The sequence below is a fragment of the Verrucomicrobiaceae bacterium genome (assembly GCA_016713035.1).
Taxonomy (GTDB): domain Bacteria; phylum Verrucomicrobiota; class Verrucomicrobiia; order Verrucomicrobiales; family Verrucomicrobiaceae; genus Prosthecobacter.
This window is the reverse complement of the sequence record JADJPW010000002.1, coordinates 831,624-852,177: the sequence shown is the minus strand read 5'-3', so window position 1 is coordinate 852,177 and position 20,554 is coordinate 831,624. Positions and strand designations below refer to the sequence as shown.

Sequence of the window (20,554 nt, the reverse complement as noted above, 5' to 3'; positions counted from 1 at the left end):
CCGCACGGGCGGCCCCGCCCCGCCCCCGCCCAAGCCCCCCCCCCCCCCGGGGGCCCCGCGGGCGCGCCGCCCCCCCCCCCCCCCCGCCCCGCCCCCGGCGCCCCGGCGCCCCGCCCCCCCCCCCGCCCCCTCTCTCCCCCCCCCCCCGGCCGGCCGCGGCGCCCCCCGGCCCCAAACAGGCGTTTCCCCCCCCCCCCCCCCCCCCGCGGGGGGGGGGGGCCCCCCCCCCCCGGGGGGGGGGCCGACCCCCCCCCCCTCGCCCCCCCCCCGCCCCCCCCCCCCCCCCCCCCCCCCCCCCCCCCCCCCGGGGGCCGCCCCCCCCCCCCCCCCCCCCCCCCCCCGGGCCCCCCCCCCCCCCCCCCCCCCCCTGTTTCTGGGCTTGAAAAATGTGGCACTCGCCCGCAGAATGGCGCAGAAACGGAGAGAACTTATGATCGAATCCCCCATGTACGAAATCATCAAGGCCGAGGGCCGCGTCGAAGGCCATGTTGCTGGTCTAGTTGAGGGCCGTGTCGAAGAACGCCGGATCAGCTTGCTAGCGATCCTTGATGAACGCTTCTCGCCTTTGCCTGAAGCGCTTAAGCTCAAGCTTCGCTCCGTCACAGACTACGAAAAGCTAGGCACTTTGGTGACCGCTGCTCTACGCAGCAAGTCACTCACGGAGTTCCAGGAGACACTCTGATTTGCCTCATTCGTAAACCGTCGGATCAGCCAATCCGGCGAGCGCAAATGCCTCAATGCGCTCCACACAGGTGCCGCACTTACCGCAGTGTAGCTCACCGCCTTTGTAGCAGGACCACGTCTTGCCGTAATCCACCCCCAATGCAGAGCCGACCTTGGCGATGCCTGCCTTGTCGAGGTGAATGAATGGGCGCAGTAGCTCCACTGCAGCGTAGGTGCCCTCACGCATCGCAGCGGCCATGGATTGCATGAATGACTCTCGGCAGTCGGGATAGATCGTGTGATCGCCCGCATGGGCCGCGATCACCAGTCCCTGCGCCCCACGGCTCTCCGCGATCCCACAGGCGATGGCTAGCATGACGCCATTGCGAAAGGGCACCACGGTCTTTTTCATGTTCTCGTCCGCGTAGTGCCCCTCTGGCACCTCGCCACCGCTTTTCAGCAGATCGCTGGCAAAAAGCCGGTTCACAAAATCCAGCTCGATCACGTCGTGCGGCAGGCCCATTTCCGCACAGTGCCATGCTGCCAGCGGTAGCTCGCGGTGATTATGCTTCGCTCCGTAATCGAAGCTCACTGCCCCCACCACCTCATGCTCGGCCCGCGCCCAATGCAGCGCTGTCACCGAGTCCATCCCACCAGAGAGCAGCACGAGCGTCTTCATTCCGGTAGGCGGATTTTTTCATCACAATCAGGAAACCGGGCTTCGCATGTGAGCTGGATACCGCCCCGCGCTCCGAATTTCCCACGCACCACCGCCTGCTTCGGCGCACAGGCCTTCACGATGTCATCGAGCACGCGGTTCACGATCGCTTCATTGAACGATGCGTGATTGCGATAGGACGCTAGATAAAACTTCAGCGACTTCGTCTCCACGCACTTCTGATCGGGGATGTAGAGGATTTCTAGATGCGCTGAGTCTGGCTGCCCCGTCACCGGACAGATCGAGCTGAACTCCGGCGCACTGAGGTGAATGCGGTAGTTCCGTCCTGGAGTGCGGTTCGGGAAAGTCTCCAGCACCGCCACATCGGGCGAGGCTGGCAATCGGTTTTCGGAGCGTCCGAGGAGGGTGAGGTCTGTTTCCTGACTCATGGGGCGTCAGTAATGGCTCTTCACGCTCGATTTGCAAACCGCACGATAGCTCCGCCTCGCATTCATCGTCTCCATCTACAATGACTCAGCGCTTTCTCAGCCTTTTTGCCGCACTCACGCTCACCTCTGCACTCCACGCAGCTCCTACACCTGCGCAGATCGAGTTCTTTGAGTCAAAGATACGCCCCATCCTCGCACAGGAGTGCTACGAGTGCCATAGCGAGGCCACCAAGCAGAAAGGCAACCTCGTGCTCGACTCACGCCCCGGCTGGCAACGCGGCGGCGACAATGGTGATGCCATACGGCCCGGTGATCCCGCCAAGTCCCTCCTCCTACGCACCATGCGCTACGAGATCGAGGATCTGCACATGCCGAAAAATGGTGCCAAGCTCGATGAGCAGACCCTCGCCGACTTCGAGCACTGGATCCGTGATGGAGCACCCGATCCACGCGACACCGCCCCCAGCAAAGAACAAGTCGCCAAAGAAACCGACTGGTCCGCCGTGCTCCAGCGCCGGAAGCAATGGTGGGCCTTCGCTCCACTCGCCCCCTACTCACCGGAAAAAACCATCGACAGCTTCATCGATGCCGAGCTCACCAAAAACGGCCTCAAACCCACGCCACACGCTGATGCGGCCACTTTGCATCGGCGCATCTCTTTGGTGCTCACAGGCCTCCCACCTGAGCACTCCGCGATCAAAGACCCCGCCTCAGAAATCGACGCCCTCCTCGCCAGTCCTGCCTATGGCGAAAAATGGGCTCGCCACATGATGGACTGGCTGCGCTACGCTGAGTCCTACGGCTCTGAGGGCGATCCCGCCATCCCCTACGCCTACCGCTACCGCGACTACCTCATCCGCGCCTTCAATGATGACGTGAAATGGCCACAAATGATCAAAGAGGCCATCGCAGGTGATTTACTGCCGCAGCCACGACTCCGGAATGGCATCAACGAAAGCGCCATCGGCCCAGCGCAGCTCCGCATGGTGCTCCACGGCTTCTCCCCCGTCGATACACTCGATGAAATGGTCACCTTCACCGATAACCAGATCGACACCGTCACGAAGGCCTTCCAAGCCCTCACGGTGAGCTGCGCACGCTGCCACAATCATAAATTCGACGCCATCTCCCAGGCCGACTTTTATGCCCTCTACGGCATCTTCACCAGCACGCATCCGGCCGTGATCGACGTGAACGCACCTGGGGCTGGCGAAAAAATTCGTGCTGAAATGCGGGCACTGAAAGCGCAGATCAAAGTCGCCATTCTCAAAGAATCATCCAGCCCAGCAAGCACATCAGACACGTCCGACGCATTCAGATGGCACGGCCTCACTCCCAGCACCGCGGGCGAGCGCTCCCTCACCGAAAAGAGCATCCGCATCTACCCCAGTGGCTTCATTTCGGACACACTCAGTCAAAAAGACCGCAGCGTGCTCTTCTCCGACCGCTTCACCTGCCAAGGCGGCACACTCTGGTTCCGCGTCGCGGGAGGTGGCGGCGTGAAGGCCAAATACGTGGTGCAGAATTACCCACGCACCGGCACCATCCACAAAGCCATCGAGCTGAAGGAGCCCAAGGACGAAAACTTCGCCTGGCGCAGCCTCGATCTCGATTTCTGGAAGGGGGATGAAATCTTCCTCCAGGTCGCCACTAGCGCCGACATGCCTGCGGAGCACAAAGACGGCCCCTCCTGGTTCGCACTGAATCACGCCGTCATCACGCCGGATAAAAACCCACCGCCAGCTCCAAAGCCCTCCACCGCCAGCCCAGAGCAGCTTTTCACCGCCTGGAAAAACAACACGCTCACAGATGCCGATGCAGAGGCGCTCAACACCCTGCTCCAGTCCAAACCACTGCCCCCAGAGGCCACGGCACTCATCCAAAAATACCGCGCACTCCAATCACGCCTACCTGAGCCCACTCGCGTGCCCGGCGTGATCGAAGCAGATGCCAAGGACGCAACCCTCTTCGTCCGTGGCGATCACAAGCAACCTGCCGAAATCATCCCCCGGCGCTTTCTCGATGCCTGGGACGCCACTCCCTTTAAAACCGCACAAAGCGGCCGGCTGGAGCTCGCCCAGCGCATCGCGGACATGCAGAGCAACCCACTCACTGCACGCGTCATCGTGAACCGCCTCTGGCATCACATCTTCGGGCGCGGCATCGTCGCCAGCACGGATAATTTTGGCAAGCTCGGTGAACTTCCCTCAAATCCCGCGCTGCTCGACCATCTCGCCAATGAGTTCATCGCCAGCGGCGGCAGCATCAAGAGCCTGCTGCGTCGTATCTTGAACTCACAGGCCTTCCAGCGCTCCGCAGACACCTCAGAGGTCCAGAATCCGAAATCCGAGATCCTCCTCGCGAGCTGGCCCATCCATCGACTGGAAGCGGAAGCCATCCGTGACTCCATCCTCTCGCTCACTGGCAAACTCGACCGCAAGCTCTTCGGCGAAGCTGTCGGCAGCGGCGAAGAGCGGCGCAGCGTGTATGTGAAAGTCATTCGCAACTCTCTGGATCCCTTGTTGACCACCTTTGATGCACCCGTGCCCTTCAGCACACGCGGCAATCGTGATAGCACCAACGTCCCCGCTCAATCCCTCACCCTCCTCAATGACCCGAACGTCATCCGCTGGTCCAGTGACTGGGCCAAGCGCATGCTCACATCGGACAGCGAGGAGGCCAGCGTTCGTCAAATGTTCCGCGAAGCCTTCGCCCGAGAGCCCGCCGCAGAGGAGGTCACACAAAGCCTCGCCTATCTAAAAGCCATCGAGTCTGAAAATGCCGCTCAGAGCCGCAAACTGGTCTCCCAGCAGCAAAAAGTCGCCCAAATCAGCTCCCAAATCGCCGCCATCCTCGATCCAGCTCGCGAGAAGCTTCAGAGCAAAAAAGCGGCTCCGCAGCCCATTTCCGCCACACCTGCTCCATTGGCCGAATGGCTCTTTGAAGGCGATTTGAAGGATGTACACGGCAAACTCGACCTCAAAGCCGTTGGAGCAGCTCGCGTCGAAAATGGCGCTTTGGTGCTGGATGGTGCCTCCATGGCCAAAAGCGACTCTTTGCCGAAAAAACTACGCACCAAGACATTTGAAGCCTGGGTCATGTTGGACGATTTGAAGCAACAAGGCGGCGGAGTGATTACCGTTCAGGGCAAAGACGGCGGATTGTTCGATTCCATGGTCTTTGGTGAAAAACAAGCCGGCCACTGGGTCGCGGGCAGCAATCACTTTGAGCGCAGTGAACTCTTTGAGGGCCAGGAAGAGACTGAGGCGACTACTCGGCCCATTCATATCGCCATCGTGTATCAACCAGACGGCAGTGTGAGCGGCTACCGCGATGGCAAGCCCTATGGCCGCACTTATCGCAAAGCGCCTGGTGCCACTTTCGAGCCAGAACTCAGTCAAGTGCTCCTCGGCTGCCGACACGGTGCCCCCAGTGGCAATCATGGCCTGCGTGGCCGTATTTTCCGCGCCCGACTTTACGACCGCGCGCTAACCGAACCCGAAATCGCCCAGACTGCCCACATCGAGTCCAGCACCGTGACGGAGGCCGATGATACTCGCCGCACTATCTGAAGAACAACGCCGTGCAATCACCCGCCTGCAAACGGAGCGGGATCACCTCACTCAATCCATGCCCCAAGAACCCGTCGTCGATCCCAAGCTGCAAGCATGGACCAGTCTGGCGCAGTCGCTCATCAACTTGAAGGAGTTCATTTACCTGCGCTAGGCGGCGCATACACCGCAGCGAGCTCACGCAGCAGCTTTTCGAGCTGCGGATAATACGCCGCGTCTCCCAACTCCGCACGGCGAGCATTCAGAGCCTTGATTGCAGACTCCAAGCGGTCTCGGGACTGACGCTGGGCCTCTGTCAGCTTCTTCTCCTCTTCACTGAGCACGAGGACGAGCTGCGCAGCACGCTCTCCATCGGACTTTGCCTCAGCTTTCGAGGTGGTGAAAGCCTCATGCCGCGTGCCGGTGCCATCTCCATTGTCTTCGAGGAGCGCATGCTCCGTGGCGAGGCGTTCCTCGTTTTCATAAAACTGCGCCGCAGCTCGTCCTGCATGCCGAAAAGCCTCCAGCAATGATACCTGGCCATCTTCGTCAAAATCTGCCTCCTTCAGGCCTGTGATGGCCTGGGCGAAGTACTCACCGAAGCGGGCATAAAACACTTCATCCGGGCTTTTCGTCGCGGTGATGATGACGCGGCCCTTTCCAGCCAGTGGGCGCAGGAATCCGCCACTGGATGAGCCAGTGTGAATGAAGACGACTTCCTGCTTCAGCGGCGCGATCCATGCCGCCAGCTCCTTTGCATCAAAGTCTGGCCCCTCCGCATTGAACCGTGCGGAACGACCATCAAAAGTGCCATGACCGATCAGCACCAGCCACAGCGGGCGATCTTTTTTCGCCGCAGCCAGTCGTTTGGCGAGCTGGGCTGTCGTTTCTGCTCCGCGCAGGACTTCTGGCTTCACGTCGCTCTTGGCGCAGGCTGTTTTCCAGGCTTCGAGCTGTGTTTCGAACTTTTGACCATACTCTTTCGTGCCAGCAGTGCCGACGACGAGCAGCACATCCAGATCACGGGCTTGCACCGTCATCGTGAATAACGAACCAAGCGCCAAGCCAACGAGAGTCTTCATCATGCCAGCCCTCCTTTCCGTCGCAGCACCCACTCAGCAAGCAGGAGCATCAAAATGAGGATGAAAACCCACGGCGCATGCCACAGTGGCGTGGAGAGCGTCTGCTCCACTGGCACGCGAATGTGCCGCCGTAGGATGTCTGGGAGCCTAGCGACGTCGTTTAACTTCAGAGCCTGACCACCTGTCTCCTCGGCCATGCGCTTCATGAGCTCGGTGTTGGGCTCCAGCTTGGCAAATTCTGCCGCCAGCGGGTCATGCGTCCAGCCAGTGTGGCGTGTACCCAGAGTGCTGCGCTTTTCTGCATCTTCGACCGTCGCTGTGACACGGTAGTGACCTGGTGCTGCAGAGAAGAACTCGGTCTCGAACAGTCCTGACTCCTTCAGGCTTGGCTCTGCGAAAAGCTGCGATTTGGAGCCATCAGGCAGCGTGACCTCGAATTTCACGAGGGCATCCGTCTGCGGCTTGAAGGCGCGATCACGCAGGCGCAAAATCAGCCTCACCCGCTCGCGATCGGCTGCATCAGGCTCTGCCGTAAAGGCAATGCTATCCGCCACATCGACGACGAGCCAGCGCATGAGCTGACGCCAGAGCCGATCCATATCCTTGTGCGATTCCTCGTTATGCAGCCCCCAGCGCCATAGATCACCGATGAGCACGCTGCCGACCCGCCCTTCACCAAAACGCTGCACCGCAATGGCTGGATGCGTAGCCGCTGCATCACTCACGGTGGCGAGAATACTCGCTCCCGGCTTGATGCTCATGGAGGTATTCACTGCGTGGAATGCCGTCATCGTCGTGAGCCGCTGCTCATCCTCTGCTCTGTCCGTGCGTAGGCGCATCCACGGCTCTAGCCACCCTTCCCGAGTGAGATTGAAGCGTGCATCTGCTACTGGAGAGGCACTGCCTATTTGATCCAGATAGACCGGCAGCATACGACCGATGGGAGTATGCTCATAGCCTCCTTCGCGGAAGCTCTCCTGCCCACCCAGCATCATCAATGCGCCACCGCGCTCACTCACAAAGCGCTCGATGAGATTCATCTGTTCCTGCGTGAAGAAAGCGGCCTCCACATCATCGAGAATGATGGCGCGGAAGTCGGCGAAAAGCTCCTCCGCCGCTTTGGGGAAGCCGTCACTGAGCTCCTTCGCGTCGCGAGTGCCTAGCCGCTGGATCACGGGCTGATCATAGCGCTGCGCCTCCTCGCCCTCTTTGGCTCCAAAACCACGGAAGAGCGGATTCACATTCTCTCCTGCCCGGCCACGCCACTCGAACTTCGGCTCCCGCCTTGCGATGCGAATGAGCGCCGGCATCTGGATGTCCTCGTCTCCTGCGATGGCCCGGCGCAGGAATTTATACTCCCAATTCGGTCGTCCAGAAACATAGAGCACACGGTAGGGGCCGGTGCCGCGATCTGCGGCGAGCAGACGTGTATTGTTGGCCAAAGTGGGCTCATCAGATGCCTCGCCACTGAGTTTCGCCTCATAAAAGGACACTCCAGGCTTTGCGATGGGCACACGCAGGCGCAGAGTTTGTGCGGAACTGCCGCTGAAAGTGATCTTCTCAGTGGCGACGACCTTCTTCTGCTCATCGAGGACTTGTAACATGCCTTTCCCTCTGCCACTCACCCGCGCCGTGATCGTCACCGGCGCATCCTCGAATGGGCTCGTGGCCACGGTCGCATCCTCGATCTTCAGATCGTTTTCCGGTGCCTTTTCGCCTGCGAGCACGGTGAAGACGGGTGCCCCAGTCGGCTCTGCTTTCCACGCAGTGGCATCGGTCGCATTTCCATCGCTGAGGAGGACGACCGCAGCCAGATTCCGGCTACCACTGCGTAGCGTCATCACCGTGCGGCAGAGGTCACTACGCGTGCCATCGAATTTCAACGCACGGAAATGCGGCACGCTCACAGCCTGTGTGCCGACTGTCAGTAAGCGCAGGCGAAAATCCTCCCCCAGAGCATGAATCCAGGCCGCATCTGCATCGCCATGACTGAGTGCGGCCAGCACAGCCTCAGCACGAGATTTCCCGCCACTCTTTTCTACCGCCGAGAGTGAAGCACTGTTGTCCACGATCACGACCACCTCATTTTCGCCCTTTTTCGGCTGAGTGCGTGTCCATTGTGGATCGAGCAGGCACAGAGCCAGCAGTGCAAAGGCAGCCGCCTTGAAAAAGAGTGCTCCAAGACGCCGCCAACCACGCAGAGATGACCGCCGATAACCCCAGATGAGCAACAGCACCGCACACACCCCGATCCCGGCACCGAGCCAGGTGAGTTCGAGGTTTTGCCAAGTGAGGTGCTGCATGGGTGGGTAAAGTTCGATTCCTGAATCCTGATCGTGGGCCGGGATAACGGATATCCGCGCCATAAACTTCTGACCATCTCACAAAGGACTGCTCACAATACCCCAGCAAAGCAGCGCCGCGAAAAGCAGGAGCTGTATCCCGCTCAGGGCCAGGAGGCGATTATGCCCACGGCTGGGCGGCTCCACCAGGATGCGCCACGTGATGAATAGACCGATGGGCAGCGTCAGCAGCGGCAGAGTGAACGCACGCTCCCACCCATGGGCGAACCAATGACAGCCAAAGGCGTGTGCCGCGAGGATGAGCACCACCACCTCCCACCGCGCAAAAGGCACGCCAAATCGAACAGCGAGCGTCCGTTTGTCACTGCGGGTGTCTTCCTCGACATCACGTAAATTATTGATGGCGATGAGTACCGTGCTCAAGCAGCCGATTTGTGCCCCTGCGGCCAATGCATCGAGAAACCACTCACCTGTCTGCACAAAAGCAGTGCCGATCACGGCGATGAAACCGAAGAATAAAATCACAAACAACTCCCCCAGACCGTGGTAGGCCAGGGGCAATGGGCCACCCGTGTAGCCAAAGCAAAAATACAGGGACGGCAGCCCAATGAAGAGAATGGGCATCCCACGAGCCTCGATGAGCGGCAGGGATAACACCGCCGCCAAGACCAACGTGCCCCAAGCCGCTATCCGCATGGTCGAAACACCGATCACGCCTGTCGCCGTCATTCGCTGTGGCCCCAGGCGGGCTCTCGTGTCTGCACCTTTTTGAGCATCCAGCAGGTCATTGAAAAAATTCGTCGCGATCTGCAACGCCAAACAAGCGGCCAGTGTAAAGAAAGCGAGTCGCCAACTCAGGCTGCCGCTGATCCGCTGCGCCAATGCACACCCCACCGCCACCGGAGCCAGGGCGGCTCCGAGCGTCTTCGGCCGAGCGGCGGCGATCCAATCAAAGATGATGCTCATCATAGGCACCGTCATTTATCTCGCAGTTTACAAAAAGTAAGCATAAAAAGAAATCCCCCCCTCCAACTCCGAGCAGGAAGGGCGAACTTTATTGTGCCGCCGTGGTGCTGAGAACCAATTGCCCTTTCCCTCCGGCTCGATACAGGCCTCCGCACCCCATTTATGAGAGTCGAACTCGTCAATACCGGCACGGAACTCCTCCTCGGCGACACTGTGAACACGAATGCCGCCTGGATCGGCCAGCGCCTCGCTGCTCTGGGCATTCAGGTCGCTCGGCAGACCATCGTGCCCGATGGCGCAGTCATCCGTGTCGCCATCGCAGAGGCAGCAGAGCGCTCTGATGTGGTCCTGGTTTCCGGCGGCCTGGGACCTACCAATGACGACCTCACGCGGGAATCCACCGCCGAGCTTCTGAGTCTCCCGCTCGAGCCAGATGAGACCGTTCTCGCCCATCTCACCAACTATTTCGCAAAGCGTGGCAAAGTGCTCAGTGAGTCCAACAAGCGCCAAGCTATGGTCCCACGCGGCGCGGTCGTTTTGCCGAATCCTCTCGGCACCGCACCGGGCCTTTTTTTCCCAGCCTCACTGGGGACACCGCTCGGATGGAATACACACATTTTCCTCCTCCCAGGCCCGCCGCGTGAGCTAAAGCCGATGCTGGAGCACGAAGTGGAGCCCCGTCTCCGCGATTGGTTGCCGGATGGAGCCCTGCGCTGCGTTTTGTATCTGAAAATCACAGGCGTGGGTGAGTCGGAGATCGTCGAGGCGGTGGAAAAAAAGCTCGAGGCCATCCCTGGGCTGGACCTCGGCTACTGCATCCGCAATGGGGATGTCGATGTGCGACTCGCAGGCAGTAAGAGTGCCGTCGATTCAGGCGCGGATATCGTACGGGCAGCTCTGGGAAGTTGCATCGTTTCTGAGGACAGGCGTATCATCGAGGAGGTCATCGTCGGACGCTTGAGTGAGCGGGGGGAAACTCTTTCTACTGCCGAGTCCTGCACGGGCGGCACCATTGCTAGCCGCGTGACCGACATCAGTGGCTCCTCGCGTGTTTTCGGCCACGGTTGGGTCACTTATGCCAATGAGGCGAAGGAGCGGCACCTCGGAGTCGATCCAGACTGCATCGCCACACACGGCGCAGTCAGTGAGCAGGTCGTCCGTGCGATGGCGGAGGGTGCCTTGCGCCAGAGTGGGGCAGATCACGCTCTCGCTGTGACCGGGATCGCCGGCCCGACGGGCGGCACGGAGGAGAAGCCTGTCGGCACTGTGTGGATCGGTTTGGCATCGAAAAATGCCAGCACATGGGCCGTGCGCCGCTTTTACCCAGGAGCGAGAGATCGCTTTAAACTGCTCACTTCCCAGGCTGCGCTCGATTTGCTCCGCCGCCGTCTATTTGACCTGCCTGCGGAAAAATAGCGCCGATTCGTCCATCACGGCGGGCAGCAATCCGCCACACCATCGCCATTGAAGTCGAGCTGCTTTTTCATCTGCTCCAGCGTCTTCGGGCCGATGCCCTTGACTCGTTTTTCCATATCCTCTGCGTCTTTGAATGGGCGCTCTTTGATGATCCGATCGGCGATTTCCGGTCCCACCTCTGCCAGGGTCATGATCTGCTCACGCGTGGCAGAATTGGGATTCACAGGACGAGCCTGACCGCGCCACAGCAAAAAGAGCACCACTAGGACCAGCAGCACCGCGCCACCTATGAGCAGCAGGCGCTGCGTGCGGGCCTCTGCCGCGCTTCGTTGCTTACGTTCTTCGATCAGTTTTTGAATGGCTTCGCTCATAGGATGGAGCGCATCTTTCGACGAGGACGCTCCAAAAATCAAAAACGATCGTTGAGCGCCTCATTTGGGCTCGTAAGGCCGATAGTACTTTTTCGCGCCGAACTCGATGTAGCTATTATCGGCTACTTTGAGATACACAGGCGGCTTGGCGTCTCGCTCGGCGGTCACTGGCTTATACACATGGCAGCGCCCTCCCGACTCGCGTGCTAATTTAAACATGATCGCATCATCGTAGCTCTGAGGCTGCTCCGCACGCCGATAAAGCCCCTCTTCCTGGCCATGAAACTTCAGATTTGGATCATAACGATCATCCTCAGGGCCGAGCACGCTGTAATAAGCCGTATCCCCTAGTGCAGTGGGATACTCCGTCCATTCATAATCCGCAGGATGTAGATGGACTCGCCACGCCAGCACCACCAGCGCGGTGAAAAGCACCGCCCAGGCCAGCAAAAGCCGCCCAGCGGTGTCACGTTGCAGATTTTCACTCATGCTAGGTGGCGGCGATAAATGTCCTCTAGTCGATCGAGCATCACATCGAGACTGTGATGTGTCTCCACCATCACTCGACCCGCCTGGATCATGCGTTGCGTCTCAGTAGGCTGCTCCACAGCCTCGATGATCCGCTTAGCAAATGCCTCAGCATCCCCGATGGGGAAAATGCGACCCGTCTTCCCCTCCTGGATGATTTCTGGGATACCGCCACATTCACTACCAACGACAGCGGTGCCGCAAGCGAGAGCTTGGAGGCCGATCTGCGGCACCCCCTCATGTTTTAGAGAAGGGATGCACAGTACATCGAGTGCACGGAGCACCTCTGGCACATTCTCCAAATGTCCCGTGAAGCGCACCGCATCTTCTACACCATGATGACGAGCCATTTCTGTATAGCGCTCCATGGGAGCACCACCACCGACGACGATGAATTGATAATTCTTCCCCAGGCCACGTAGGAGCCGGATGGTATCAAAAAAGAGAGAATGCCCCTTCCAAGAACGGAGCACCGAAACCATACCGATCACTGGAGGGGCATCTGGCCCGCGCTGCACTGGCAGCTCCGCCCGCGTGCCCTGTGGATGAAATCTCTCCACATCAATGCCTGTGGGCAGTGTGGTGATGTGGTCAGCAGTGAGCTGGAAGATGTCCTGAAAATGGTCGGTGATCTTCTGGCTCGTCGTCAGCACATGATCAGCGAATGTGGTGAACGCATGCCGACTCACCGCAGGATTCGGGTAACTGACGTCGATATGACGACTCCGAATGAGCAGCGGCACACGAGCGATTCGTGCGGCCAGCCCCAGGAGCCATCCATCTCGCGAGCTATGCGGATTGACGATCTCGATGCGATTCTTGTACAGCCATCTCGCCATTTTCATGATGTAAAATGGCAGCAGCGCACGCTGGTCAAAGCGCTGCGCTAGCACTGGAATACCCTCCTTTTCCGCCCGCAGATAAATCTGGCTCTGGGATGGAGCCACCAGAGACACCTGACAGCCGCGCCTCTGAAACCCTCGCAACTCGGCCATCACACGGTGCTCCTGTCCTCCCCAACCGAGGGAGGCTTCCGAGTGAACGATGCGCCAAGGGCGGTGGGAAAAAAACGTTGCGGGCATCGCGTCCCTTTTGCCACACACCACCTGAAATAAAGCAGCTTTTTGGCAAAAAGTTCTCGCTAGGGCCTCATGCTGACTTCATATCCTTCTTTTACTCTTTTCTTTTTCATTGCATGATGTCATCCACCATCGGCATCACCGGTCTCGGTTATGTGGGGCTGCCCCTTAGCCTCCAGTTCGCCCGTTCGTGTAGCACGGTGCTGGGTTTTTATATCGACAGCGTGAAGACGGACGCACTCAATGCAGGTGAAAGTTACATCCTGCACATCCCAGCAGAGGCGGTGAAGGCGCAGCGGAATGCGGGGCGTTTTGCGGCGACGACAGACTTCGCCCGCGTGCAGGAGTGCGAGGCGATTATCATCTGCGTGCCTACACCGCTGGCCAAGCATCGTGATCCTGACCTCACTTATGTTTTGAATACAGGCCGCGCCATCGCCCCGCACCTGCTGCGGGGACAGCTCGTAGTGCTGGAGTCCACGACCTATCCAGGCACCACGGATACAGAGTTGCGTGAGATTTTAGAGAGTGGAAGCGGCCTCAAGGCGGGGGAAGACTTTCACCTAGCCTTTTCACCCGAACGCGAAGATCCCGGTAATCCGCAAAGCGATGTAGCGCACATCCCAAAGATCGTCGGTGGGCTCACTCCAGCCTGCCGGGAGCATGCACTAGCGGTGTATGGCCGTGCGATTCAAACCCTGGTTCCCGTTGAAAGCTGCCGCGTAGCTGAAGCGGTTAAATTGACCGAGAACATCTTCCGCGCGGTCAACATCGCCATGGTGAACGAACTCAAGGTCGTCTATGCGGCCATGGGGATCGACATTTGGGATGTGATTGATGCGGCAAAGACGAAACCTTTTGGATTCATGCCTTTTTACCCCGGTCCAGGTCTGGGCGGGCACTGCATCCCCATCGATCCTTTCTACCTCACCTGGAAAGCCCGCGAGTACGGGCAGGAGACGCGTTTCATCGAGCTAGTGGGTGAAATCAACACCGCCATGCCGGCTTACGTCATCCAACGTGTAGCAGAGGCGCTGGCGGATACGCGGCAGACGATCCGTGGCAGCCGCATCCTCATGATCGGGATCGCCTACAAGGCGAATGTGGATGATGATCGCGAAAGCCCAGCCTACGTGCTGTGGGAAATGCTAGAGAAGCAAGGCGCAGTGGTCGCCTACCATGATCCGCATGTGCCCGTGATCAGACCCTCCCGCGAGCACGCTCACTTCGCAGGCCGCAAAAGCGTCGAATTGACCGCAGATGCCATTACCGGCTACGACCTTGTTTTGGTCGCGACGCACCATCAGGCGGTGGATTGGTCTTTGATCGCCCAAAAGGCCAAAATCGTGGTCGATAGCCGCAACGCACTCGGCAAGGCCATGAAAGGCCAAAAGCACTACTACAAAGCATGAAGGTACTCGTTACCGGCGGAGCCGGATTCATCGGTTCACACATCACAGAGGCGCTTTGCCGTCGCGGAGCTAGCGTTATCGTCCTGGACAATTTGAGCCTCGGAAATGCTGCAAATCTCGCCTGGAAGCAGCCAGGGGACCAGATCGACCTCGTCGAAGGAGACATCCGAGATACGGCACTGCTTGCGAAGCTCATGCCCGGTGTGGACTGGGTCTTTCACCAAGGTGCGCTGCCTTCCGTGCCACGCAGCGTAGCCTCGCCACATGAAAGCAATGACCACAACCTCCAAGGCACTCTCAATGTCCTGATCGCTGCCCGTGATGCTAATGTGAAGCGACTGATGTTTGCGTCCTCATCCTCCATTTACGGAAACTCCGACGCTCCAGCAAAAGTCGAGACACTACCGCCAGCACCACTGTCCCCGTATGCTTTGCAAAAATACGGAGGTGAGCGCTATGCCCAGCTTTTCTACCAGCTCTACGGCTTTGAGACCGTGGCGCTACGTTACTTCAACATCTTCGGTCCTCGGCAGGCCTTTGATTCGCCCTACTCCGGCGTGATCGCGAAATTTTGCACGCTGATGCTCCAGGGCAAAGCACCAATCATCTTCGGTGATGGCTCCCAAGGTCGCGACTTCACCTACGTGACAAATGCCGTGAGCGCGAACCTGCTCGCGGCCGAAGCTCCGGCGGAGAAAGCAGCGGGTAAGATCTTCAATGTAGCTACGGGCCGTAGCATTGGCCTTTTGAAGCTGGTCGAGGACCTCAATGCTCTGACTGGGCAGCAATTGAAGCCTGAATTCCATCCCGCACGCATGGGTGACATCCTACATTCACTGGCAGACATCCGCGCAGCACATGAGGCACTGGGCTACAAGGTCACAGTGAGCTGGGAAGAAGGCCTGGCACGCACCTTGGAGTTTTATCGCCAGCAAGGTTGATTTTGACTCCGGCCCTACCTTTGGGTGCCCACCACCTCTGTGCCTGCCGCCCTGGCGTGAGTTGCGCGTTTTTCTTTCTTGCCGAAAGTGCAGACCTCGGAACAAGATGCGCACTGAAATGCAGTCCCCCTCCCTTTCCGTCTTGCGCCTCCTCGCTGCCGCCGCAGTCGCCGCCGCCGCGCTCACTTCCTGCTCATCGCCACAGATCGGCGAGGACGTCACCGCCCAGGGATACTGGATCGGCGACCGCGTCAGTGGCAGCCCCAAGATCGTCATCGACCTGAGTCGCCAAATCGTCCGCTACTACAAAGGTGGCACCCTCGTCGGCGCGGCACCCATTTCATCCGGGCGGGAGGGGCACGGCACCGTCCGAGGCACCTATCGCATCATGGAAAAGGACGCCGATCACCGCTCCTCACTCTACGGCTCCTTTGTCACACCAGATGGACGCATCGTGGAGAGTGATGTCGATGTGCGCAGCGATGTACCACCTCCAGGCACCCGCTTTCTCGGTGCCAGCATGCGCAGCTTCATGCGTGTCACAGGAGCCATCGGCATGCATGAGGGCTACCTACCCGGTTATCCGGCCTCCCATGGCTGCATCCGCCTGCCCTCACGAATGGCCGCCATTTTTTACCATGCCACACCTCATGGCACCCCAGTGGAGATCATCGGCGATCCACCAGACGGCCATCTCACCACCTACCTGCCCGTCCCCCAAAAACTACGGCCAGAAGACATCGTCCTCGCGCCCAGCGATGATAGCACAGCCCATCTAGCCCGCGGCCGAGTCGCACTCGGAGAGCCCGCACCACCACCCGCGCCGAAAAAGACCCAAATCGCAGCCACCAAGCCCGACACCACCACCACCAACACCCCCTCCATCTGGAGTGGCCTCCTCGGAGGCACCACCTCCTCCGAAGCAAAAGAAAAAACTGCGCCAGCCAGCCCTACAGGCACACGCTACCTTGGAAGCCCAGATCCCAAGCCGATCAGCATAGCCTCCGCACCAGCCACGCCGCGATTCGGCACAATTCCCCCTCCACCACCAAAAGCCGCCGCCCCAGCCCCACTCCCAGCAGCAGCCCCCGAGCCGCAGCTCATCACCTACAAGCCGCTCGCCAGTCTCGCATCCCAATCCGGCTCCAGCAGCAGTTCCACCTGGTTCGGCAGCCCCCAAAAGACCACTCCGAAAGCCCCCAAGCCCGCCAAAGTCCCCAAAGTCACCGTCAAAAAAGCCATTCCCGCCCCACGCGGACAGACCTACTTCCTCCCTGGCTACAACTGACCCAGGCAATCTGTGCCATCCAACAAGCCGCACAGCCCCTCACTTGAGCTTGGATAATTTTACCGTCAGCGCCTCTGTCTGCTGCCGTGGCGTGAAAAGCGCTGTCTCAAACGGCTCATAGCCCTCCGCGCTGATGCGCAGCTTGTGCTCAAAGCGCATCCACTCGCTATCGAGCGTGAATTGTCCATCATGGAAGGTCTGTATATCCCGATCCAGCCAATAAATGTCCGACGAGTTCCGCCCGGAGTCGCCGGGAGTGACTTGGAAGGTATTCAGCGGCAGTCCCGTCTCTACATCCACCACCGTGCCAGTGAAACGCAGCGCCGGACGCAGCACCACCGTGTGCTCCTTGGCACCAGCGACGAGCGGCAGGTCACGCAGCACTCGATCCGAACTCAGCAAAGTCCACTTCACGGTATCCGGTGGTGCTCCAGCCCATTCTAGGCGGCCTTCAACATCGGTAACGCCCTCAAACCATAGCGTGCGCTTCTCTTGCCAGCGATCCGCGATCATGCGCACGCCAGACATCGGCTTGCCGGCCTCATTGACCACCTTGGCTTTGAAAACCGCAGCGGGCTGCAACGTGACCACCACCAGTCTTTTCACCGACTCGGCATTCACATCGAGCTCCACCATCTGCGGTGCAAATCCGGGTGCCTCGAAGGTGAACCACTCTTTACCGGCCTCGTGCATCAGCACCGCGAAACGGCCAGTGGCATCGGTTTTCGCGTTTGGCTCATCAAAGCGGCCATTTTTGTCTTCCGTGATAGTCACCGAGCAGTTCGGAATCGGCTTACCATTCGTATCCGAGATCACGCCGCCCACTTCTAGGCCATCGGATTTCAAGACAATGCGACTGGTGCCATCCCGCAGCGATTCCAAAGGCTGACCGCTCGCCATTTCATAGCCGATGGATACCCGCTTGTATTTCGGATGCTCCACCCGAATGCTCAATCCGCTCAAATCCTCCGGGAATCCTTTCATCGACCATTTCCCCTGCGCATCTGTGGCAGTGTAGCGATCCGTGTTTGCATGAATGTCCGCAAAGACGCCCCAAGTCCTTTCACCGCCAGTGTGAAAGATGAATACTTTGGCTCCCTGTACCGGCTTGCCCGCTACATCGGCAATTATGCCCCCAATCGGCTTCCCGGCCGGAAAGAGCTTCGTTTCATAGGTTTCCGGCAGATTCAGCGGATCGCCGTAGCGACGCCATTGCACGGACTGCATCACAAAACCCGGCTTCATGCCCCAGTAGCGCAAATATCTGACTTCATCCTTCGGGAGCGGGAGGCGCAGCACGCCATTGGCATCGCTGATAAGCTCGGTGCGCTCTGCTTGGTTAATAGCAAAATGCACCTTCACCTCCGGCACCGATTTTCCCGTCTTCGCATGAACAAACCGCGCTTCCAGCCACTCGCCGTGTCGGTGCACACCGTCTTTGGAGACAAAGTGTGAGTCTGCTTTCTCGGGAGGAGCCAGCATCACAGGCGGAATGCTAGGAATCGTCTCGATCGAATTCACCTGTCGCGTGTAGGTGTCCAAACCATCGCTAGAGTGATTTTTTTGCTCTCTGCGGGCAGGATAAGGCGTGCCGTCATTTAGCGATCCCCACGCGAGAACCGACCATTCACTTGAATACGGCTCGGGGCGATTGGGGAATGTTTCACGATACAGAACCAGCCCACGCTTTTCCGTGTCGATTTCCCAAAGCTCGTTTTTGGGATGCTGGCTGGCTCTGCGTTCGATCTGGATGCGACCTTCTGTTTCGCGAATGAGAAAGCTCGAAAGAGAAAATTTTTTGCTGCCGCTGGACTTCATTTGCTGCAAGGAGATCAACAGCTCGCGGCTATTTGAACCGCTCTCCCAAAACGAGAAAAATGCAAAGCTGGGATCTTTGCTGAAGCGAACTTCATCGGTTTCAGTGCCTTCATAGCTCCAGCCTCGCAGGCCATCCGTGGCCTCGGTTTCGTCTTTGATATACCAGGGAGCAGCACCCGCATTCCATTCAGTGACGCGGGGGCGATATTCTGCCCGAGATTGCTTGGCTGGCGCATCCACCCATGCCTCGATCACGCTGGGACGTGGGCTGCTTTTCGGTTCTTTGCCTTCGACGCTCCAGGACTCAGTGAGCTTCACATGCACGCGGGCGAGTTTTGTTACTTGAGTCTCCAGAATGGCCAGCGCACGCTCGACGAGGGCTTTTTCTGCCTCCGTGAGCGGATCGGTTGGTTTTTCCTTCTGATAAACATGCCGCACTTCCACGCCTGCGGCCATCACAGCGGCGAATCCGACCAAAAGAAGAGCAAATCGGGCTTTGAAGTCAAAAACGCTGGATCGGCCCACGCCGCGCAAAAGCGACTTTACGCGATTTTTTACGCCTCCGCGTCCCAGCATAGCCACACCGGCCGCAGGTGTTCCCAGCTCACTGCCAGCAGCAATCTCTACCAGTACCTGAGCGTAATCCGTGGCGGTTATGTTTTGCTGTAATGCACTCTCATCCGCGCTCAGCTCGGCCTCGGCAGTCAGGCGGCTCAGTGCTAGCCAAGCGAGCGGATTCCACCACCAAACAGCGGTGGTGAACCAGCCGAGCCACTGCCACGTGGCATCATGCCGTGCGTGATGCGCCATCTCATGCAGGACTACGGCACGCAGTTTCGCCACATGCCACTGCGCCGCTTCAGTTGGCAGCCAAATTTGTGCTTTTCGCCAGCCTGTAACCACAGGTGACATCAATCCGCGCACCAATCGATGCTCCGTGCCATTCAAGAACTCCTCTGAATGCCGCCGCAGCCAAAAATGGCCGCACATAGCCCGAAACACCCGCCACGCGAGCAGGAGCAACGCCACGCTCCACCAGACGTGGAAGACACGTTCCTCGATCTCGATCATCCAGCCTTTCCGCATCGCCGTGAGCGGCACGGCTATCTCGTTTGCATCACGATACGCGAGCAGCGGTGCCAGCGGCAAAATGACCGGCGGCTGTGTCGCTGTCTCGTTGCCCAAGATGTCGAGGGATTGCGCTTGTTTGACCGTCTGCGACATCAGGCGTGTCGGATAGACATGCACATCCATGCGCCAAGAATCTAGCCATGATGGAGCTAGGCCCCAGAGCAACACGCCGAGCAAGGAAGCGACACAGGCACGCCATGCCCAAAGCCGAGCGAGCGCGGGCTTACGCCGCATCACGACGGTGAGGCCGAGAGTGAAGACCACGATGGCGCTGCTTTTCAGTGCAGCGCTGAGCAGGAAAGTCAGTGCCGGATAAGTGAGGCCGCCGATCAGCCAAGTGTGGATGAAAGTGTAGAAGGGGTTCATTTTTCGCGGGCCTCCTGGATGAGTTTCATGAGTTCATCGGCTTCCTCTTTGGAGAGTTTGGATTTACGGTCGCCGAGCAGCGCCATGGCGGCTGCGCCGACGGAGTTGGAGAAAAAATCATGCACCATTTGGTGCAGCGCCTTCACGCGTGCTTTCTCGGCTGGCATGGGCAGCGTGTACTCGTCGGTGCGGCCATTGAGCGTCTTCACGAGCAGCTCCTTCTCGATCAGCAGTCGCAGGATCGACCTCACCGCCGAATACGTCGGCGCATCAGGCAAGTCCTCTTCGATTTCGCGGGCGGTGGCCGTGCCACGCCGCATGACGATTTCCAGCACCTGGCGTTCCCGCCGGCTGACATTTTTGGAGGCTTTGCTGTCCCACATAGATGTGTTGAATTATCAACACATAGAAAAACCGTCAAGGACTATGTGTTGATATTTCAACACAAGGCCGCTTCGGCCCAACCTACCATAAACACGGCTTACTGTTGCTGCACGTTGACGACAAGCGGCGGCCTCTGGTCGCACTCACA

At 59.1% G+C, this 20,554-nt stretch carries 16 protein-coding genes; 6 read left to right on the top strand and 10 right to left on the bottom strand.

Features of this window, described 5'->3' with window-relative positions; genetic code table 11:
• The first annotated feature begins 445 nt into the window (after positions 1 to 445).
• Positions 446 to 682, top strand: a complete 237-nt coding sequence (locus IPK32_10595) for a hypothetical protein (GenBank protein ID MBK8092397.1) — start codon at positions 446 to 448, stop codon at positions 680 to 682.
• 6 nt (positions 683 to 688) lie between these two features.
• Here the strand turns inward: IPK32_10595 and queC are convergent, their stop codons facing one another.
• Together queC and queF are read right to left on the bottom strand one after the other, a co-directional pair.
• Entirely contained in the window at positions 689 to 1,342 is a 654-nt protein-coding gene (gene queC, locus IPK32_10590; GenBank protein MBK8092396.1) for a 7-cyano-7-deazaguanine synthase QueC, read from the bottom strand.
• On the bottom strand, positions 1,339 to 1,770 hold the full coding sequence (gene queF / locus IPK32_10585) for an NADPH-dependent 7-cyano-7-deazaguanine reductase QueF (protein ID MBK8092395.1): 432 nt from the start codon (positions 1,768 to 1,770) through the stop codon (positions 1,339 to 1,341). The genes queC and queF overlap by 4 nt, the downstream gene beginning before the upstream one ends.
• 80 nt (positions 1,771 to 1,850) lie before the next feature.
• Here queF and IPK32_10580 point away from each other — a divergent pair, with 80 nt between their 5' ends.
• Positions 1,851 to 5,342, top strand: coding sequence for a DUF1553 domain-containing protein (locus IPK32_10580; GenBank protein MBK8092394.1), 3,492 nt, complete (start codon positions 1,851 to 1,853; stop codon positions 5,340 to 5,342).
• Between the two features lie 137 nt (positions 5,343 to 5,479).
• On the opposite strand, the gene IPK32_10575 is transcribed toward IPK32_10580, so the two are convergent.
• From IPK32_10575 to menA, 3 genes are all read right to left on the bottom strand, one after another.
• On the bottom strand, positions 5,480 to 6,406 hold the full coding sequence (locus IPK32_10575) for a hypothetical protein (protein MBK8092393.1): 927 nt from the start codon (positions 6,404 to 6,406) through the stop codon (positions 5,480 to 5,482).
• Complete coding sequence (locus IPK32_10570; GenBank protein ID MBK8092392.1) at positions 6,403 to 8,706, bottom strand: hypothetical protein; 2,304 nt, start codon at positions 8,704 to 8,706, stop codon at positions 6,403 to 6,405. Before IPK32_10570 ends, IPK32_10575 begins: the two co-directional genes overlap by 4 nt.
• A 78-nt stretch (positions 8,707 to 8,784) precedes the next feature.
• On the bottom strand, positions 8,785 to 9,675 hold the full coding sequence (menA, locus tag IPK32_10565) for a 1,4-dihydroxy-2-naphthoate octaprenyltransferase (protein ID MBK8092391.1): 891 nt from the start codon (positions 9,673 to 9,675) through the stop codon (positions 8,785 to 8,787).
• A gap of 159 nt (positions 9,676 to 9,834) precedes the next feature.
• Between menA and IPK32_10560 the strand changes: the two genes are divergently transcribed.
• Entirely contained in the window at positions 9,835 to 11,088 is a 1,254-nt protein-coding gene (locus IPK32_10560; protein ID MBK8092390.1) for a competence/damage-inducible protein A, read from the top strand.
• A 14-nt stretch (positions 11,089 to 11,102) separates the two neighbouring features.
• On the opposite strand, the gene IPK32_10555 is transcribed toward IPK32_10560, so the two are convergent.
• Genes IPK32_10555 through IPK32_10545 form a run of 3 tightly spaced genes read right to left on the bottom strand, consistent with a single transcriptional unit; the run spans position 11,103 to position 12,982 of the window.
• Complete coding sequence (locus tag IPK32_10555; GenBank protein ID MBK8092389.1) at positions 11,103 to 11,459, bottom strand: helix-hairpin-helix domain-containing protein; 357 nt, start codon at positions 11,457 to 11,459, stop codon at positions 11,103 to 11,105.
• A gap of 60 nt (positions 11,460 to 11,519) precedes the next feature.
• A complete protein-coding gene (locus IPK32_10550) occupies positions 11,520 to 11,948 on the bottom strand; it encodes a hypothetical protein (GenBank protein ID MBK8092388.1) in 429 nt (142 codons plus the stop codon).
• Positions 11,945 to 12,982: a glycosyltransferase family 4 protein gene (locus tag IPK32_10545; GenBank protein MBK8092387.1), complete on the bottom strand. Its 1,038-nt coding sequence runs from the start codon at positions 12,980 to 12,982 to the stop codon at positions 11,945 to 11,947. Before IPK32_10545 ends, IPK32_10550 begins: the two co-directional genes overlap by 4 nt.
• A 200-nt stretch (positions 12,983 to 13,182) precedes the next feature.
• On the opposite strand from IPK32_10545, the gene IPK32_10540 reads away from it, so the two are divergent.
• The 3 genes from IPK32_10540 to IPK32_10530 all read left to right on the top strand — a co-directional run bounded on the left by IPK32_10540 (position 13,183) and on the right by IPK32_10530 (position 16,707).
• Positions 13,183 to 14,478: a nucleotide sugar dehydrogenase gene (locus IPK32_10540; GenBank protein MBK8092386.1), complete on the top strand. Its 1,296-nt coding sequence runs from the start codon at positions 13,183 to 13,185 to the stop codon at positions 14,476 to 14,478.
• Entirely contained in the window at positions 14,475 to 15,419 is a 945-nt protein-coding gene (locus IPK32_10535; GenBank protein ID MBK8092385.1) for an SDR family oxidoreductase, read from the top strand. Before IPK32_10540 ends, IPK32_10535 begins: the two co-directional genes overlap by 4 nt.
• Positions 15,420 to 15,537: 118 nt before the next feature.
• Positions 15,538 to 16,707 (top strand): L,D-transpeptidase, encoded by a 1,170-nt coding sequence (locus tag IPK32_10530; protein MBK8092384.1) that lies wholly within the window; start codon positions 15,538 to 15,540, stop codon positions 16,705 to 16,707.
• A gap of 39 nt (positions 16,708 to 16,746) precedes the next feature.
• On the opposite strand, the gene IPK32_10525 is transcribed toward IPK32_10530, so the two are convergent.
• Positions 16,747 to 20,022: a carboxypeptidase regulatory-like domain-containing protein gene (locus tag IPK32_10525; GenBank protein MBK8092383.1), complete on the bottom strand. Its 3,276-nt coding sequence runs from the start codon at positions 20,020 to 20,022 to the stop codon at positions 16,747 to 16,749.
• Positions 20,019 to 20,405, bottom strand: coding sequence for a BlaI/MecI/CopY family transcriptional regulator (locus IPK32_10520; protein ID MBK8092382.1), 387 nt, complete (start codon positions 20,403 to 20,405; stop codon positions 20,019 to 20,021). Before IPK32_10520 ends, IPK32_10525 begins: the two co-directional genes overlap by 4 nt.
• Positions 20,406 to 20,554: the final 149 nt, after the last annotated feature.

Coding starts and splice junctions, on each gene's coding strand:
- IPK32_10545 (MBK8092387.1), bottom strand. CDS start 12,982: ATGGCCGAGTTGCGAGGGTTTCAGAGGCGCGGCTGTCAGGTGTCTCTG.
- IPK32_10550 (MBK8092388.1), bottom strand. CDS start 11,948: ATGAGTGAAAATCTGCAACGTGACACCGCTGGGCGGCTTTTGCTGGCC.
- IPK32_10540 (MBK8092386.1), top strand. CDS start 13,183: ATGATGTCATCCACCATCGGCATCACCGGTCTCGGTTATGTGGGGCTG.
- IPK32_10560 (MBK8092390.1), top strand. CDS start 9,835: ATGAGAGTCGAACTCGTCAATACCGGCACGGAACTCCTCCTCGGCGAC.
- menA (MBK8092391.1), bottom strand. CDS start 9,675: ATGATGAGCATCATCTTTGATTGGATCGCCGCCGCTCGGCCGAAGACG.
- queF (MBK8092395.1), bottom strand. CDS start 1,770: ATGAGTCAGGAAACAGACCTCACCCTCCTCGGACGCTCCGAAAACCGA.
- IPK32_10525 (MBK8092383.1), bottom strand. CDS start 20,022: ATGAACCCCTTCTACACTTTCATCCACACTTGGCTGATCGGCGGCCTC.
- queC (MBK8092396.1), bottom strand. CDS start 1,342: ATGAAGACGCTCGTGCTGCTCTCTGGTGGGATGGACTCGGTGACAGCG.
- IPK32_10575 (MBK8092393.1), bottom strand. CDS start 6,406: ATGATGAAGACTCTCGTTGGCTTGGCGCTTGGTTCGTTATTCACGATG.
- IPK32_10520 (MBK8092382.1), bottom strand. CDS start 20,405: ATGTGGGACAGCAAAGCCTCCAAAAATGTCAGCCGGCGGGAACGCCAG.
- IPK32_10595 (MBK8092397.1), top strand. CDS start 446: ATGTACGAAATCATCAAGGCCGAGGGCCGCGTCGAAGGCCATGTTGCT.
- IPK32_10530 (MBK8092384.1), top strand. CDS start 15,538: ATGCAGTCCCCCTCCCTTTCCGTCTTGCGCCTCCTCGCTGCCGCCGCA.
- IPK32_10580 (MBK8092394.1), top strand. CDS start 1,851: ATGACTCAGCGCTTTCTCAGCCTTTTTGCCGCACTCACGCTCACCTCT.
- IPK32_10535 (MBK8092385.1), top strand. CDS start 14,475: ATGAAGGTACTCGTTACCGGCGGAGCCGGATTCATCGGTTCACACATC.
- IPK32_10570 (MBK8092392.1), bottom strand. CDS start 8,706: ATGCAGCACCTCACTTGGCAAAACCTCGAACTCACCTGGCTCGGTGCC.
- IPK32_10555 (MBK8092389.1), bottom strand. CDS start 11,459: ATGAGCGAAGCCATTCAAAAACTGATCGAAGAACGTAAGCAACGAAGC.